The sequence below is a fragment of the Facklamia sp. HMSC062C11 genome, assembly GCF_001810675.1.
Taxonomy (GTDB): Bacteria; Bacillota; Bacilli; order Lactobacillales; family Aerococcaceae; genus Facklamia; species Facklamia hominis.
This window is the reverse complement of sequence record NZ_KV802391.1, coordinates 1-17,193: the sequence shown is the minus strand read 5'-3', so window position 1 is coordinate 17,193 and position 17,193 is coordinate 1. Positions and strand designations below refer to the sequence as shown.

At 43.3% G+C, this 17,193-nt stretch carries 11 protein-coding genes; 3 read left to right on the top strand and 8 right to left on the bottom strand.

Annotated features, from left to right (window positions below):
• Window positions 1-66 precede the first annotated feature (66 nt).
• The 4 genes from HMPREF2758_RS03565 to HMPREF2758_RS09090 form a co-directional block, all read right to left on the bottom strand.
• Window positions 67-624 carry a hypothetical protein gene (locus tag HMPREF2758_RS03565; protein ID WP_242491970.1) on the bottom strand — a complete coding sequence of 186 codons (558 nt, stop codon included), beginning with the start codon at window positions 622-624 and terminating at the stop codon, window positions 67-69.
• 126 nt (window positions 625-750) lie between these two features.
• The gene (locus HMPREF2758_RS03560; RefSeq protein ID WP_070609185.1) at window positions 751-1,245 is read right to left on the bottom strand and encodes an ECF transporter S component; all 495 of its coding nucleotides are present in this window, start codon (window positions 1,243-1,245) and stop codon (window positions 751-753) included.
• A 39-nt stretch (window positions 1,246-1,284) separates the two neighbouring features.
• Window positions 1,285-4,734: a pyruvate carboxylase gene (locus HMPREF2758_RS03555; RefSeq protein ID WP_070609183.1), complete on the bottom strand. Its 3,450-nt coding sequence runs from the start codon at window positions 4,732-4,734 to the stop codon at window positions 1,285-1,287.
• A 186-nt stretch (window positions 4,735-4,920) separates the two neighbouring features.
• A complete protein-coding gene (locus HMPREF2758_RS09090) occupies window positions 4,921-10,293 on the bottom strand; it encodes a S8 family serine peptidase (RefSeq protein ID WP_070609181.1) in 5,373 nt (1,790 codons plus the stop codon).
• A gap of 211 nt (window positions 10,294-10,504) precedes the next feature.
• On the opposite strand from HMPREF2758_RS09090, the gene nth reads away from it, so the two are divergent.
• Window positions 10,505-11,137, top strand: a complete 633-nt coding sequence (nth, locus tag HMPREF2758_RS03545; RefSeq protein WP_371440322.1) for an endonuclease III — start codon at window positions 10,505-10,507, stop codon at window positions 11,135-11,137.
• A 63-nt stretch (window positions 11,138-11,200) separates the two neighbouring features.
• On the opposite strand, the gene HMPREF2758_RS03540 is transcribed toward nth, so the two are convergent.
• The 3 genes from HMPREF2758_RS03540 to lspA are packed head-to-tail and all read right to left on the bottom strand — an operon-like array spanning window position 11,201 to window position 13,414.
• Window positions 11,201-11,926: a DUF2786 domain-containing protein gene (locus HMPREF2758_RS03540; protein ID WP_006907591.1), complete on the bottom strand. Its 726-nt coding sequence runs from the start codon at window positions 11,924-11,926 to the stop codon at window positions 11,201-11,203.
• Window positions 11,919-12,884 (bottom strand): RluA family pseudouridine synthase, encoded by a 966-nt coding sequence (locus tag HMPREF2758_RS03535; protein WP_070609177.1) that lies wholly within the window; start codon window positions 12,882-12,884, stop codon window positions 11,919-11,921. The genes HMPREF2758_RS03540 and HMPREF2758_RS03535 overlap by 8 nt, the downstream gene beginning before the upstream one ends.
• Window positions 12,881-13,414: a signal peptidase II gene (gene lspA / locus HMPREF2758_RS03530; protein ID WP_256388680.1), complete on the bottom strand. Its 534-nt coding sequence runs from the start codon at window positions 13,412-13,414 to the stop codon at window positions 12,881-12,883. Before lspA ends, HMPREF2758_RS03535 begins: the two co-directional genes overlap by 4 nt.
• Window positions 13,415-13,469: 55 nt before the next feature.
• On the opposite strand from lspA, the gene HMPREF2758_RS03525 reads away from it, so the two are divergent.
• Both HMPREF2758_RS03525 and HMPREF2758_RS03520 read left to right on the top strand, forming a co-directional pair.
• The gene (locus tag HMPREF2758_RS03525; RefSeq protein WP_070609173.1) at window positions 13,470-14,108 is read left to right on the top strand and encodes a YkyA family protein; all 639 of its coding nucleotides are present in this window, start codon (window positions 13,470-13,472) and stop codon (window positions 14,106-14,108) included.
• A 12-nt stretch (window positions 14,109-14,120) separates the two neighbouring features.
• Window positions 14,121-15,491 carry a putative glycoside hydrolase gene (locus HMPREF2758_RS03520; protein ID WP_070609171.1) on the top strand — a complete coding sequence of 457 codons (1,371 nt, stop codon included), beginning with the start codon at window positions 14,121-14,123 and terminating at the stop codon, window positions 15,489-15,491.
• 703 nt (window positions 15,492-16,194) lie between these two features.
• Here the strand turns inward: HMPREF2758_RS03520 and HMPREF2758_RS03515 are convergent.
• Window positions 16,195-17,193 (bottom strand): Cna B-type domain-containing protein (locus HMPREF2758_RS03515; RefSeq protein ID WP_148128877.1); only part of this gene is annotated, 999 nt, incomplete at its 5' end.

Genomic DNA, 17,193 nt, shown 5'->3' with positions numbered 1-17,193 from the left:
ATATAATAAGTGAGCCGATCACTTGAATCCAGTGACCCGCTCACCCTAACTATATGACTTTAAGCCTTAAAGTTTTTCGACGGATTCCACAACAAAGGCTGGTACTTGAGTCTCTTGAACGGAGTCAATAGATTGTAAGTAGCCCTTCACCCGAATGGATTGATTCGTTTCCAAGTCTTTTGGCTCCTGAAGAAACTTCAAAGCAACCAATTGATCACTGTCTTGTGAATCCATTAAGAGTGACCCCAAGGCCTTGGCACCTTCCACTTGTAGATCTTGCGTATAGAATGAGACAAGTTCGCCCTGCAATTGACCATGAGCCCCTTTTTCTTGACTTAACAATTCCTTAAAAGTCAAAGTTGGATGGTCTGTAGCAGGTGTAGCTTCAATGGTCACCGTTTCTCCAGTCAAGTTAACCGCTTGGTCTTCCTTAACACTCGCTTCCGGTTGTTTAACTGAATCATCCAGACCTAAGTCAGCCGGCTTATTACCTAGTGGGTCAGCGACAGGCTCCCCTTGATGCGTGAGATGGTCAATCTCTTTTTGATGCTTGCGCCGGTAGTAGATAAAGTAAATAACCCCCACCACAATAATCAAGATTAAGATCCATGTCTTTGTATCCATAGTCATCACTACTCCTTTCAATGATTAAGCTTAGTATACTAAAAATAAAACTGAAATGAAAACGTTTCGACTTGAATCCTTTCAAAAAAACCAGCCCTCTTTTATGAGAGGGCTGATGGCAATCCATTAGTTTAATCGACGGCTCGTCTTTTTGACCAGTAATGGATAAATCAAGCTAGCCACAAAGGCCCCTACCATTCCTTGGAAGAGATTCATTAGGAAACCCCCACTCGCTGTCGCAAAATTATATAACAAGCTATCCACAATCAGATAGCCAAGAGCCATTAAAGCTCCTGCTAGGATACTGGCTAACCACTTGTTGGACACTTTATGAATAAGGTAGCCAGCTAAACAACCTTCTAAGCCCTTAACAACAAGCGTAAAAGGCGCATAGAAGGCATAGGCCGATAGGAAGTCAGCCATAGCTGAACCAATTCCACCCACTAAGAAGCCAACCCCCGGTCCAAATAAAAGTCCCGAAGTAATCACAATTGCATCTCCTAAGTTAAAATAACCCGATCCATTAGGGATAGGAATTTGAACTAACATCGTGGCCACACAGGTTATCGCAATCAATACTGCTACCATCACTAGAGTAAAGGTCCGTGTATCTTTTTTCATTAATATTCCTCTTTCATTCTTATATTTTAGACTTAATGACTAATTAATCGAATCAAGCTCTAACAGTAAATCACCCGCCGAAACTTGCGCACCTTCTTCAATATGAAGGGCCTTTACCTTACCGTCACGGGGAGCCTTAATGGCATTCTCCATTTTCATGGCTTCACTGATCACAAGCGTTTGGTTTTGTTTAACGGATTCGCCGGCTTGGACTAAGACCTTGGTGATCGTGCCCGGCATCGAAGCCGCAATCTGATTTGGATTTGATTTGTCAGCCTTAGGATTGACTGTGACTTTCCCTTTAAAGGACCGGTCCAAGACTTCACTACGATAGTTCAAGCCATTAATTTCAAAGTGAACCGTCTTAAAGCCATTCGCCTTGGTTGGACCAATATTGACCAGTTCAATCAAGATGGTCTTACCCTCCTCCAATTCATAAAGAATCGATTCATTGATATCCATTCCATGGAAGAAGGTTGGCGTGTCTAAACGCCAGATCAAGTCATGGGCATCCACAAACTCTAGAAAAGCTTTGACAACCTTAGGATACAGCGCATAGGACAAAACCAAACGATCAGTAATCGCCTGATTGGTCATAAGTGCTAATTCTTCTCTGGCCTTATCAAAATCATAAGGCGCCAAATGATTGCCGGGTCGGTCCTCATAGGAGGCTTCTCCCTTTAAGACCAAGGCCTGAAGCTGCTTATTCATGCCCTTAGGTGGCTGTCCAATCTCTCCTTTCATAAAGGAGACCACTGAATCTGGGAAATCAAGCTCTGCTCCCCGTTCGTAGAGACTACTTTCGTCGAGGTCATTTTGAACCATAAAGAGAGCTAAGTCTCCGACAACCTTGGAGGAAGGTGTCACCTTGGTAATATCTCCTAATAGTTGGTTAACCAATTTATATTTATCCAAAATCTCATCAAAACGATCGGCTAAACCTAAAGACGATGCCTGAAATTGGAAATTGGTATATTGCCCGCCTGGCATCTCATATTCATAGACACCGGGCCAAGGAGATTGGAGCTTGCTTTCAAAATCACGGTAGTATTGGCGAGTTAGCTTCCAATAATCCGCTAATTTTTCATTGGCCTTGATATGGGCTTGGATATTGTTCGATCGACCTTGCCGCAAGATCTCTAAAGAACTGGCATTAGGCTGACTGGTAAGACCAGAAAAGGCCTGATTAGCCACATCCAAAATATCCACCCCAGCGTCAATTGCCCGTGAATACATGGCCAAGGCATTACCCGAGGTATCGTGGCTATGAAGATGGATAGGCAGTGCCACTTCTTCTTTCAGAGTCTTGATTAATTGATAGGCTGCTTCTGGCTTTAAGATACCTGCCATGTCTTTAATGGCCAAAAGATGTACACCCAGCCCCTCTAATTCCTTAGCCAATTTGACGTAATAGGCCAAGTCATAGACGCCCGACCGTTGGGGATTGAGAATATCCCCCGTGTAACACAAGCTCCCTTCAACCAGCTTATCGGTTTGTAAGGCCGTCTCAATGGACAGCTTCATATTTTCGACCCAGTTTAAAGAGTCAAAAATCCGAAAGACATCAATGCCACTTTGAGCGGCTTCATGAATGAATGCCTTAATCACATTATCCGGATAATTGGAATAGCCTACCGCATTAGAAGCTCGAAAGAGCATCTGCAAGAGGCTGTCAGGGGCTGCTTGACGAATCGCATCTAATCGTTCCCAAGGACTCTCCTTGAGGAAATTATAAGCCACATCGAAGGTAGCTCCCCCCCAGACTTCGAAGGAGAAATAGTCCTGGAATTCCTGATTCATATAGCTAACCGCTGGTATCATATCCACCGTCCGTAAGCGTGTAGAGATCAAAGATTGATGCGCATCCCTTAGGGTCGTATCCGTTAATAGTGTCCGTTCTTGTTCCTGAATCGCTTGAATAACCGCCTTGGGGCCTTGTTGGTCGAGCAAGTGTTTAAAACCAGACTCATTGACGGAATGATTGCTTGATCGTAAGATAGGTCGCTTGGCAAAATGCGGCTTGTGGTCTTCTTTTTGGACACCTGGGAATCCATTAATAGAGACATTCCCAATGTATTGCAAGATCTTGGATCCACGGTCTCTTGAAGGAGTAATTTCAAAGAGGCTCGGTTTATGATCGATAAAGCCGGTATCGTAATTGCCTTGAACGAAGTCTTCATCCTGCATAATATTTTGTAAGAAGCCAATATTCGTCTTCAATCCACGCACTCGCAATTCAGACAAAGCACGCTTCATCTTATCAACCGTCGCTTTAATCGATGGTGCATAGGTAGAGATTTTAACCAATAGAGAGTCATAATAAGGTGAGATGTTCGCCCCTGTAAAGGCATCCCCTGCATCCAGTCGAACCCCATAGCCCCCCGGTGATTGATAACCCGTAATATGGCCAGCATCCGGTGCAAAGTGATTGAGTGGATCTTCCGTCGTAATTCGACATTGAATGGCATACCCATCCAATGGGATCGCCGTTTGATCAGGAATATTGATCACTGGCCCATGCAAGTCTTCCCCTTGAGCAATTAAGATTTGTGTCTTAACAATATCAACATGGGTGATTAATTCAGTAATCGTATGCTCCACTTGTACTCGAGGGTTTACCTCAATGAAGTAAAAATCATCCCCCGCTACCAAAAACTCACAGGTTCCTGCATTAAGATAATGAACATGCTTCATTAATTGGAGTGAAGCATGAGTTAGTTTTTGCCGCATACCGGGTGATAAGGAGAAGGAAGGGGCGACCTCCACCACCTTTTGGTGACGACGTTGAATCGAACAATCTCTTTCATAGAGATGGATTAAGTTGCCTGCCTGGTCTCCTAAGATCTGAACTTCGATATGCTTAGGGTTTTCGATATATTTTTCGACATAAAGTCTGGCATCGCCAAAAGACTTAAGTGCTTCGGATTGGACTAATTGATAAGCATCAGCCGCTTCCTGGTCATTAGTCACCTTGCGCATCCCCTTACCACCCCCACCTGAGAGTGCCTTAAGGATCACTGGGTAGCCATAGGTCTTGGCGAATTGATAGACTTCCTCAACCGAGTGAATCTCTCCTTGACTCCCTGGAACAACCGGAATACCAGCATCCATGGCTGTTTGACGAGCAGACGTCTTATCTCCGAACATCTGTAAGTGTTCGATCCGAGGACCAATAAAAATAATTCCCTCTTCTTGACAGCGTCTTGCAAAAGTTTGATTCTCACTTAAAAAACCATAACCCGGGTGAATAGCGTCCACACCCTTTTGCTTGGCTAAGGCAATAATGCCCTCGATATCCAAGTAGGCCTGGGTTGGATCCATTCCCTCACCAATTAAATAAGACTCATCCGCCTTTTGCCGGTGAAGGGTTCCAATATCTGCGGTTGAATAGATTGCGACGGTTTTGATATCTAATTCTTTACAAGCACGAATAATTCGTATAGCGATCTCGCCCCGATTCGCGATTAAAACTTTTTTGATAGTCTGCATAAGCGCTCCTTTCTGAGTGTAGCGTCTTCATCCATTATACCCCATTATGGAAAAAGAAAAACCAAAAAAGCCCTTCCTCAGATGAGAAAAGGCTTAGTATTTATCGATCTTACTCACCCCATTTGAATAAGATCCTTAGAGTCAAGCACTCAGGCGATCGACGAGTACTTGATGGCTTAACTCACTTTAGATCCAAGCAAGTAAAGCCAATTCAATTTGCTTATAAGTATAATACAATTGCCATAACCAGTGCCAGTATCCTGTTTTTGATGGCTTGTTTGACGCAATTTGGCAAAGACGTGCTATCAGAAGCGCTAATAGATTGTCCTTTTCCTGTGGACGAGCTTCTTTTAGCAAACCTGCTACTAAGCGATCAAATACATCGTCACTTGCTTTAGCTTTTTTGGCTTCTTTAGCAGCTTGTCCAGTCGCTTTTTTCGAAGAAGTCCGATTTGCCTTTAAAGGAACAAGACTAGCTTGAGCCTTACTAGAATGAGTGACTTGTTTGCTTGTTTGGCTAGTTTGACTTTCAGAGACTGACGATTGATTCTTATTGCCATCTAGCGCTGGCTTCCTTGAGTCTTCTCGATCGGATTGATGGTTTTGATCTAAGTCAGCTTCTTCCTCATCCTTAGTTTCACAACTTGGTTGATTCTCTTCGGCTTCTCCTGTTTCTTCAGCTGGACTTGGATTTTCTTCACCAGGTACTTGTGGTTCTTCCGGTTGTGGTTCTTCTTCTCCAGGCACTTCTGGTTCTTTCGGTGTTTGTGCTTGGCTATCTTCAAAAGCTTGAGCTCTTGGGATAATGTGAGCATCGATTAATTCCGCATTAGTCTTAGCTGCTTCAATCGCTTGATCCAGTTCTTTGATTTGAGCTTCTGTTAAGTCATAATCCTGACGAATCTTAGCCTTTAAGGCAGCTTTAGCGTCTTGTAGACCAGCTTCTTCAGATGGACTTGGGCTTTCTTCTCCAGGTACTTCTGGTTCTTCCGGTGTTTGTGCTTGGCTATCTTCAAAGGCTTGAGCTCTTGGGATAATGCGGGCATCGATTAATTCCGCATTAGTCTTAGCTGCTTCAATTGCTTGATCCAATTCTTTGATTTGAACTTCCGTTAAGTCATAATCCTGACGAATCTTGGCCTTTAAGGCAGCTTTAGCGTCTTGTAGACCGGCTTCTTCAGATGGACTTGGGCTTTCTTCTCCAGGTACTTGAGGTTCTTCTGGTTCTTCCGGTTGTGGTTCTTCTTCCGCCTCTTTAAGCGGTAAGTCTTGAACTAGAAGGGTCTGAATGCTTTCATTACCCTGAGCATCATCATAGGCTTTGAAATTCAATTCAGTGCCGATAACTTGATCTGGTATATAATAAGTCTTCTTACCCTTTAATTCCCATGGCTCTAGGGTCAAGAATGTCGCATCCAAACGTTCTAATAAATGATTATTAGCCCAGAGTTCCAAGTAGTTCATATTCTCTTGGTAATCAATCTCGAAGGCCACATAACCTGGACGATCAGAAGCCACTTGTTGAATCGACTTGAAGATCGGGCGTTGACCATCCAAACGGAATTGCCGTTTAATATTATGACTCACGAGGTGATCCTTTTCAGATAAAGTATAGACCGTTACATCTAACCAATATTGGCCAGATACAACACCCGATACCCCTTTATCGGTTTGGTGAAGATCGGCCTTACCGGCAAATTCAAAGACGGTGCTATCCAAGTCTTTGCTGGCATTTTGCGTATGAACCTTAACTAGTTCATAAGGAAGGTTAGCTAAAACTACTCGACCTTGATCGTCTAATAGGTTGACTTGTAAATCATGAATTTCCTTGAAGTTCATTAACTCTCCGTTGAATTCAATCAAGCCCGATTCCTTATTATTCGCCAAATAATAATTTGGATTAATGAGTTTGATTTTTGGTAATTCTTGAGTAGTCACACCTGCTTGATCGGTGTAAGGACCTTCTTGTTGGCCAGGTAATTGGACTGGATTACGGTCCACCTTGTCTTCTTCTTGGCCTGGTTGATCAGGCTCTTGAGGTTGATTTGGTTCTTCTTGGCCTGGAGCTTCTTCTTGGTCAGCTGGTGGATTTGGATCCTCACCACGATTGATCATTAAAGAAGTCACATTACCTGAATTGTCATAGACTAACAATTCAAACTCACCCCACAGATCGCCTAACAATTCATCCAAGTGATAAGTCACTTCTTCATGAAGCGTCCGTGCTTTGCGTTCACGATCGATTGGAATCCAACCGAACCATTGATCACTACCAGGGTGATAGATCTCTACACCAGTTAAGCCTGAACCTTGATCGGTCATCTTGACTTGAAGTTGGTCATTGTCCAATTGGGTTTCTACAAGAGGCTTCGTATTATCGACAATAATTTCATATTGATAGACTTGGCGCTTAGCTCCTGGGTAATCAATAACCCCATTAATCTCATAGATATAGCTGCCTTCAGCGACTTTTTGACCTAGGATATTGGTCAAATCCCATGCAGCACCATCTAGCTTACTTAAAAATGCATATTGGTTTTGATAGATTCGACCGGCTTTCCAGACTTTATTATCAATCATTAATTGACGAATCACACGACCTTCTTGGTCTTTAATCAAGTAATGAACATCGGTCGCATTCCGTAAGAAAGAAATTACCGGCACGACTTCATTAGGACCATTATTAACTTGTTTCCAAGTATTAACGAAAACATAACGTTTGTCGTCCACCTTGAAGGCATTCCAATAATCATAGCCACCCTTAGGATTTGAAATCACAAAGGCAGTCTTATCAGTACCCCCATTTGGATAGTCGATCGGCTTGAAGTTCGATTCTTCGCGTGGATTCTTAGTAAAATCATGAATCTCATCCACGAAATGAGGCGCTGACCAATCCCCCTTAAAGCCTAAGAATGGCAAGGAAAGACTCGGATAAAGAGCTTCATTAGCAGAATGGAAGAAGAAGTAACCTTCAACTAATTGTTGATTAGGCACATCAAACGTAGATAAAGTATAGTTCAAGTCTAACTTTTGACCAGCAGCCACAGAAATACGTCCTAAAGCTGATTTTTGTGCTAGGGCGTTTGTTTCTGTGTAGCGACCAGACCCATCTACTTGGCTAGCTAGTAAAATATATTCCACCGTATATTCAGCATCGATCTTTCCGGTGTTTTCCACTTGTAACTTGGCTTGGAATTCATCCTGAACCTGACCGATTTCTAACTTACCATCCGCAACTTGGTCGTGATCATTTTGAGCCGTCACCAAAACACGGTTAAGAATCGCTTTATAGATGTTAACCATTCCCGCTCCTTGTTGGCTTGGGCCATAGTAACTAGCATCTGCCTTAGCCTTGTTGTCTTTAGGAACAGCGGTGTTCATTAAGATTAACTTAAGCATTTCTGCCGCACGAGGATCGGGCTGTCCTTGGTCGCCTCGCTTAAGAATTCCTTCTTGATAGAGATGTTGCAGTAAGAGAGCAGACAAACCAGCAATATGTGGAGTTGCCATGGAGGTTCCTGACATTGTTTGATAACGATTGTCAGACATCAAGCTGTAGATGTTTCCTCCAGGTGCCGCAATCTCTGGTTTTAGGCTTAAGTTACCAGTTGGTCCCCAAGAAGAGAAGTCGCTTAAGTCACCGGCTTTAGGAGAAGGTAACGAGGTTTGTCCTTTAGGAATGCGAACTTGTGGGTTCATACCATTCAAGATGGCCTCTTTTAGCTTCAAGCCATCCTTCATCCGAATGAACATGACTGGCTTATCCGCTTGAACATCAATCCCAATCATATTCATGGCAAAGTCTGCTTCCGCATTATCATAGATAACGACCCCAGCTGCACCTTTTTCAATCGCAATCCGGTATTTCTCACCAAAAGAACTTTGACCCCGTTGAATAAGAACATACTTACCAGTTAGATCTTCATCGGCAGCATATTCCTCTTCCTTACCTAGGTCCTTAAGAACAATTGAGTGATAGTCATTATGATAGATCTCTTCAGCAGGGTTCGTCCCCATCAAATTCTCTTGTTGGTTTGAATCCTTGTAATCGAGATAATTCGACATCAATTTGTTATTCTCGAAGGAAGCAACCGATAAAGAATTCTCTTCACTAGCCGGACTACCGACTAAACCTTGGTCAGGGTTCTTGTCTAGGTTATTGTATTCCGGATAATCAGGATAGTTATTGCCTATCCAGGAATTATTGTGGTCATTCCCTGCCGCAACCGCAATGACGATACCGTGTTCTCGTGCCTTCTTAAACATTTGATTCAAAGGCGACAAGGCATCCGTCGAAAAACCGGCCATAGATCCAAGTGACATATTAATCACATCGGCGCCTAGTTTAATCGAATCATCAATGGCTTTTAGGTAAATATCGGTATAAACCACTGAGGTCAATTGGTCATTCGAGAAGGCCTTCATCACCAAGAGTTGAACGTGCGGTGCAACTCCCTTGATGCCACCATTTTCTAAATCACCATTGGCACCGATCGTCCCTGCCACATGCAGACCGTGCTCATTGGTATCCTTCACAATTTGATTGCGATCCGCATAGTTATAGGCGTAAGGAATCTTGTTAGATAGCCATTGACCCGGCAGATTCAATTCTTTAATCTTAGCCTCCATGGTCTCCTTGTCATAGCGTTTTTCGACGCTATCTTCAAGGACGAGGTCTTTGTGGTCCGGATCAACCCCGGTATCAATAACGGACACCACCATATTTTCCCCTTGGTAGTCAATACCGTGAGGCAATAATTGATCCAATCCGGTTTGATCCGATGAATTCAACATCTGTGTCCCTTGCTTTGGAGCTTGAATGGCTCCTTGCTCGGTAACTGCCTTGACCTCTTTCAATGTTTTTAGAATATCCACTGCTTGCTTGGATGTCCGCGTTGAGAATCCAGCAAAAGCCGTTGAATAGTCATAATCCACCTTTAAGTCAAAGCCTCGATCTTTCATCAGGCCTTTCACCAGGTCAATTTGTGCTTGAATCCGTGTTTTAGCTAATTGACTGGCCGCATTAAAGGCTTCTTTGTCGGCATAATCCGCTTGATCTAGGGCTGTATCGCTATTTAATTCCACGATTACTGCCAGATCCTCTGCCTCAACCGATTCAGTTTGAGCTTCCGTTGACTGTTCAGCGCTTGCCGTGCCTTCTAGTGAAGACTCGGCAGCTTCTTCTGAAGCTTGGCCTGCGACTGACTTTTCTTCAGGCAAGCTTGTCTCAGTGACCTCACTGCTGGTCGCTTGAACAGCGTCTTCCTCCACTTGTAAGGGAGCTTCATTCGACGCTTGAGCTTCAAGGTCTGATTGCACAGGCAGGCTTGCTGGATCGCCTTCAGCAACCGCCGGCGCGGGTGTATCTTTTTCATGAATTTCTTGGCTAGAATCAAGATCTACTTGATCATTTAATGGGGAAGTGATCGGAAGATCTTGGCTAACTTCGATGCCATCTGCTTGTGGCAAATCCGTCGCTTGGACACGACCTGTTGCCATGGACATTAAGAGCATGGACGATAGTAACAGCCAAGAAATCGTTTGAGGACGTTTCTTCACCTCAATACCTCCTTTTTATTAAAATTTGCTAAGAAATTCCATATCCTCCTTTCTGTGATAATATAAGCATTGTAAGCGATATCGAAAGCGTTGTCAATTCCATATTTAGAATTTTTATTAAAAATATTAAAGACAATGTTAAGCCTTAATTAATCTCTCAATTCATGGTAGACTATCCGTAATAACAAGCAAGAATTAGAAAGGACTTATTATGCTCACTGATGAATGTGCCTACCAGACCCTACATGCCATGATGGACCTCTTCCCCGATGCTAAGCCAGCACTAAACTTCGATAATCACTATCAATTACTCTTAGCTGTCATGCTCAGCGCCCAAACAACTGATGTTCAAGTTAACAAAGTTACTCCCGCTCTTTTTAAGGCTTATCCCACGCCCTTTGAGTTAGCAAAATCCAGCCCCAGCGAAGTTGAGACCTATATCAAGAGTCTGGGCTTATACCGCAATAAAGCGAAGTATCTAGTCCAAGCCGCCCAACAATTAGTCAATGACCATCACGGCCAAGTACCAAACTGTCGCAAGGATTTAGAAGCACTGGCCGGAGTCGGTCGTAAGACAACCAATGTCGTCTTAAGCGTCGGTTTTGATATTCCAGCCTTTGCCGTTGATACCCATATTCATCGAATCTGCCTTCACCATAAGATTGTCGATCAAGGTGCCACAGTTAGAGAGGTTGAACGTCGGGTCTGCCAAGTCTTAGATCCCAAGGACTGGCGTCAAGCCCATCAATCCCTCATCCTCTTTGGCCGGCAAATCTGTCATCCTCGAAATCCAGAATGCCATAACTATCCTCAACTCTATTGCTGCCAGGAAGAAATCGAATAAATAACAACTAAAAAGGACTCCTTGGTCGATTACTCGTAAACCAAGGAGTCCTTTATGATTTGCTTATTTAGAAGAACCATCTTCTAAACGTCCTTTATTCTGATTGAGTTCAACCCGTCGTCCTTGACGATAGCCTGTTCGATAGGACTGACTCGTCTCCGCATAGACCGGTTGATTAAAGGCCAAGGAGCCTTTGACCTCACGATTAAACTTTTCTTTGACCGCTTGAGGTGTCTGGATCACTAAGGCATAGCGTTCATTTTCTGCTTGCAGATCGGCTTGTTGCTGTTTGAATTTTTCCGCTAGACCATCCAAGAAGCCCAGATAATAGGCCTTGCGTCGGTCTTTTTCTGGAATATTTTCTTGTTGACGCTTAGGATCCGTCAGGTAGATCTTGGCATAATAGCGCATCGCTTCCGCCGCTAGATGATAAATCTCATAGGCTAGCTCAATATCTTCTGGATAGCCCATGAAGACAATCTTACGCTGAATCGAAGATTGATGAGGGAGCTTGTTGCTTTGCACATAGAGCATGCAACGGAAATTATCCGCAATAATTCCAGCCAGCGTCTTCTCCCACCAATAAAGGCGCTTATAGACCGATAGCGACTTGAGTTGAATCTCTTCAGGATGTTCCTTAGAAACCTGATCTTGCGAGATTTTATACTTGACCATCAGCTTTTGTGCCATCAATAAGGCCGTCTGACTCTCTTCATCATTCTTCCCATCTTCGGCTAGGGATAAGAGATGACGAATCTTTTCAAGGATTTTTTCAGGGGTCTTAGACATAGAGATCACCCCTTTTTATTGGTAAGGAGTCAATCATCGCTTGCATCCTTGCGGGAATCGGACAAGTAAAGGTCATCCATTCCTGACTAACCGGATGACGAAAGCGAAGTTGATAAGCATGCAAGTACTGACCATCCGTCCAATGAACATAAGGGCCTTTTTGTCCTTCTAATCCACGGCGGTATACAGGATCCCCGATAATCGGATGACCAATGGCTTCCAGGTGAACCCGAATCTGATGGGTCCGCCCCGTATGTAGTTTTAAGCTGAGTAAAGAATAATATTCTCCCACCGCCAATACACGAAAGTCCGTCCAGGCTTCCTTACCTTGAGCATCAACATGCCATCGTAGTCGGTTCTTGGGGTCACGCTTAAGGGGCAAGTGAATCTCTCCTTCGGACTCCTTGACCTGTCCATGAACCACCGCCAAATAGGTCCGAGCTAGACTATGATCCCCTAGCTGTTGACTTAGGGCTTGATGCGCCTGATCGGTCTTAGCAACCACCAAGAGCCCAGAGGTATCCTTATCAATTCGATGAACAATGCCTGGTCGATAAGCAGCGGATCCTTGAGCCAACTGACCATTCAGATAATAAAGAAGTCCATTGACCAAGGTTCCTCTGGGATGGCCTTTCGAGGGGTGAACCACCATTCCAGCAGGCTTATTAATCACTAAGAGGCAGTCGTCTTCATAGACAATATCCAATGGAAGATCCTCAGCTAGAACAGCTATGTCTTCAACCGTCTCTTGATCGGGACTTTGAATGCTTAAACACTCACCCCCTTGCAATTGGAATTTGGCCTTTTGAACTTCTCCATTTACTTGAACCTTACCCGCTTGAATCAAGTCCTTCACTTGCGTTCGACTGACTCCTGGAAGAAGCCCTGCCAACACCTTATCTAGACGTCCTTGATGGTTAACTTGCTGATTCAATTGAATTGTTTGATCCGTAATCATTCAACCCCTCCTTTCTTTCGAGAATCAGTTATTAATAGCACAATGAGCAGAAATCCCCCCAAGGTCAAGGCCATATCTGCCACATTAAAGACTGGAAAATCCATAAAAGTCAAGTCAATCATATCCACGACATACCCTAAACGAATTCGGTCTAGCAGATTCCCCAAGGTCCCCCCTAGAAGCAAACTGTAAGTCAGCTTGGCTATCCGCGAATCCTGGGCCTCATATCGCCATAAATAAAACAAATAGGCCGCCGCAAGCGTGGAGATCGTAATCAAGAAAAAACGCTGATTCGCAAAATGCCCCCAGCCTGCCCCGTCGTTATGCAGATAGAACCATTGGAACAAGCCCTTAATAGCAGGCCTAGCTTCATGTAAAGCGAAGTTTGTTTGAATATAAAATTTCACTGCTTGATCTAAGATCAAGACTCCCAAAATGATCAAAATCCCCATACAAAGCCCCCCACTTGTCGACTTGCTGCTTAGTTTGTTATAATAGCCCTGTTTATAATACTCTTTATTATAAACCAATCCGAAGTGGAATAGCAATTAAGACATTGCAGTCCATTTAGATAAGGAGTTAACGATGAAAAAAACAAAATTAGTGCTCATCCTCATCTCAATCTTGTTCTTAGTAAGCGGCTGTGGTCGTTCGATTCAGCGTGCTAATCGAGCCATCGGATTAATCCAAGATCATGTCACCAATATTATTGGTAAGATCTCTGAAGTCCAAAACCGAGAATTTGATTTACAGGCGAACTTTGAAGCCACCCTCAAGCAAAGCGAGGACCTCAGTGCCTTTTTAAGCAGTGATACTCCACTGGCCGAGAACATCAGCAAGCGCCAAGCTCTGATCGATGAGATCGCAAAAAGCCAAAACACCCTCCAAGAGATGGTCGAAGAATTGAACAGCCTGCCTGATAAGGAACAGCTTCCCAAGGAACAAGTCCAAAAACTGATTGAATATGTTAAACAACTTAATCAAGATCTGAACACCTATGTCGCACAATACCGGACGAATCTCAAACAAGAAACCGCAACCTTTAAGGCCTTAGCCAACACCAAAACCAATCATGAGTCCTTCTTCAAGGTCTTCAATAATATCAACCAACTCTATACAGAGAATAATATGAATCTCGACCAGGTGATCGCCAACTTCGATCCCTTGAATTCCCTCTTAGTAAACCTCAAGGTCTACCTGGTCAACCTCACTGAAAAATCCTAAAGGAGGGATGAAATGTCTATTAAGCGTCAAAGCAACTCAGTCAAAAAAATCCTGCTCTTAATCGCTTGCTTAGGTCTGGTAGCCTGTCAATCCTTCAAAAATAAGGACCAAGCTACTCAAGCAGAAGATTATTCCATGCCAGAATTAAAGCCGACCTACTCCAATGATGAAGTCGTCGCCTTTAATAATAAGCTCAACCAAGGTAAAGCCAATCAATACGAGGGATTAAAACCCTATAATAAGCCGATCCTAACGGCTCCAGAAGAACTCCCTTCTTCCCTCTTCTATGATTCCGGCATCCAAATTCCCTACCCCAAGGAAGGAGTCAAGGGAATCTACCTGCCTCAAAGCGTCTTTGGCGATCCTGAACAATTCAAACAACTCATCGACTATATCGACCAAACCGCCCTCAATGCTGTCGTTATCGACTTTAAAGATGACTACGGCAATATTCTTAGTGACGTCGATACCAAAAATGAACTCATCCAAAAACATGTCACTGGCAATGTCGACTACAAGCAAATTCTCAAAGAATTAGAAAAACATCAAATCTATCCAATTGCCCGGATCGTTACCTTTAAGGACAATCGCTTATCTGACGACAAGCCCGACTTCTCCTTTAAAGACAGCCAAACCGGCGAGATCTGGCAAGATGGCAATGGGTCCCAATTTATCAATCCCTTCTTGAAGGATGTTTGGGACTATAATGTCCAAGTTGCCATCGAAGCGGCCAAGCTAGGATTCAAGGAAGTTCAATTTGACTACGTCCGCTTCCCTGAAGGTTTCGAGACGTTTGCCAGTCAATTGACCTATGACTTGGGAGATTTTGCGGCCTATGTCACCGATGACCCCGAAAAATTCGGTCAAGAACGTGTCTACGCCATCAATGGCTACCTGGAATATGCTAAAGACCAGTTAGCTCCATACGGTGCTGATATCTCAGCCGACGTCTTCGGTTACACCGCCATCGCTCAAAATAGCGCCGATGTTCGCGGGATCGGACAAGACTTCAAAGACATGGCCGAACGCGTCGATGTGATCTCCTCCATGATCTATCCATCCCACTGGGGTCCCGGCTTCTTCGGGATTGCCTATCCAGACTTAGAACCCTATAATCTGGTCAACCAATATATCTATTCCGAGAAACTATTGCTCGATACTGTATCTAATCCGGTTGTCACCAGACCTTGGTTACAAGACTTTACTTCTTATGGAATGCCAGCTGGTACCTTCCAAGAATATGGACCGACCCAAGTTCAACAACAGATCGTTGCCCTGGAGGAAAATGGGGTCCACGAGTTTCTCCTTTGGAATGCTAATGGCATCTATACGCAAGGTGTCGATTACGCCCCTGAATCTTCTGGCAATGATTATTACTACTAGACGAGCCATCATTTTAAAAATCCTGATCCATTGGATGCACGTTCAATGAATCAGGATTTTATTTTTTTAAATTTCCTAACAAAGAATGCCGATTATCTAGTCCAAAAATAAAGACTCTCTATTCGCCGTTAATAATCCCTACGAAGCCAATTAAGACCAAATAAGGATCTTTTTCTATCCAAAACGAACCAACACCCCTCTAAAGCGATAATTAAGCCAATATAAGCTGTTTCAACTCAAACAGGACCAATAAGCGATCCTTTTCACCTATGATTGATTGAAAGTACCAAGAGGCAAACGGCTAATATCTAAAATCAATAATCAGCAGGAATCAAGGAGTACGGAATCGGACATCATTCATTCATAATCATTCACATTTACATTATTATTTTCATTATCTTTATCTTTTTCATTATCATTCTTATTCTCATTATCATTCTCATTATCGAATTGCTGTTCAAAGAATTGGGGTTTTCACCAGATAATTGGGGATTTGCATCTTTTTCTTAAGAAAGCCCAAATATTATGGGGATCCAATGAAAGATCCGTCAAATAGAAGGACCGAACGGATTGTTATAAAATAAAAACGGCAATTAACTTTCAATGAACTTGTCTATCAAAATTCGCACGCAAAGACCATTCTCCAAAAGCAAACTAAAAAACCGACTGTCCTAAGACAGCCGGCTTTTCAAGAGAATTCAACTTATTTGCGGCGACCTTTGTAGATGAGGATTGCTCCTCCAATGACTAGACATAGGACTGCTAATAATAGAATTCCAGTGAGATTGTTTTCACCTGTTTGAGGTAATTGTGGTACCCGCTTTCTTTCCTTCGGCTCTTCCGGTTTTTCAGGTTCTTCTGGTTTTTCAGGAACTTCTGGAATTTCAGGGGTATGAGGAGGTTCTTCTGGTGGAATATTTGGAATGTATTCATTAGTAATCGTGAAGCCATTCGTTTGATCTCCACTAATTTCCTTCTTATATCCTTGGACCTCATCTTCCTCGACCGTATAAGTATAGCGATTGCCATCTTCATCGGTTGCTGGAAGATCGAGCCATTGATAATGCACATTACCATTTGATAATTGAATCGAATTTATTATCTTACCATCTTGTAACAAGTGAATCGTGATAGTTGGATGATCACTTGGACCACCCTTCCATTGCTTGGTCACTTCAATCTGGGTCTTAGGAATTACGAATGTATTGGTAACCGTTAATCCATCTTCCAACTTATCGAAGTGTTCCAAAGTCAATTCATTACCTTGATGATCGACTTCTTTGACGAAGTAGATATAGTCTTGACCTTGGTCATTGGTTTTAGCAAGTTGATTCCAAGTCACCGACGCTTGATCGGTTGTTGCCACTTGCTTCAAGTCACCAACAGACTCAGCTTGACCATTTTCCCCTACCTTACGGAAGAGCTTGAAGTAGACTTCTTGGCGAAGCTTTTTCCCATTGACCCAACGCTTAGTCGCTGTAATATCAATGGTATTTGGAACGTAAGTATTAATGACTTCCAAGCCTTTTTCTTCTTTCTTGAAGTTTGGTAAAATCAATGGATTTCCTGATTTGTCGACTTCTTTCACGAAGTAAGTATAATCCTGTCCTTCGTTATTCGTCTTATCTAAACCGGTCCATTTAACTGGATCCGTTCCAACCTCCAAGATATCACCAACAGACTCAGCTTGGCCATTTTCCCC

Excerpts from the sequence above, each read along its gene's own strand:
- HMPREF2758_RS03565 (WP_242491970.1), bottom strand. The coding sequence starts at position 624 with ATGGATACAAAGACATGGATCTTAATCTTGATTATTGTGGTGGGGGTT.
- HMPREF2758_RS03560 (WP_070609185.1), bottom strand. The coding sequence starts at position 1,245 with ATGAAAAAAGATACACGGACCTTTACTCTAGTGATGGTAGCAGTATTG.
- HMPREF2758_RS03555 (WP_070609183.1), bottom strand. The coding sequence starts at position 4,734 with ATGCAGACTATCAAAAAAGTTTTAATCGCGAATCGGGGCGAGATCGCT.
- nth (WP_371440322.1), top strand. The coding sequence starts at position 10,505 with ATGCTCACTGATGAATGTGCCTACCAGACCCTACATGCCATGATGGAC.
- HMPREF2758_RS03540 (WP_006907591.1), bottom strand. The coding sequence starts at position 11,926 with ATGTCTAAGACCCCTGAAAAAATCCTTGAAAAGATTCGTCATCTCTTA.
- HMPREF2758_RS03535 (WP_070609177.1), bottom strand. The coding sequence starts at position 12,884 with ATGATTACGGATCAAACAATTCAATTGAATCAGCAAGTTAACCATCAA.
- HMPREF2758_RS03525 (WP_070609173.1), top strand. The coding sequence starts at position 13,470 with ATGAAAAAAACAAAATTAGTGCTCATCCTCATCTCAATCTTGTTCTTA.
- HMPREF2758_RS03520 (WP_070609171.1), top strand. The coding sequence starts at position 14,121 with ATGTCTATTAAGCGTCAAAGCAACTCAGTCAAAAAAATCCTGCTCTTA.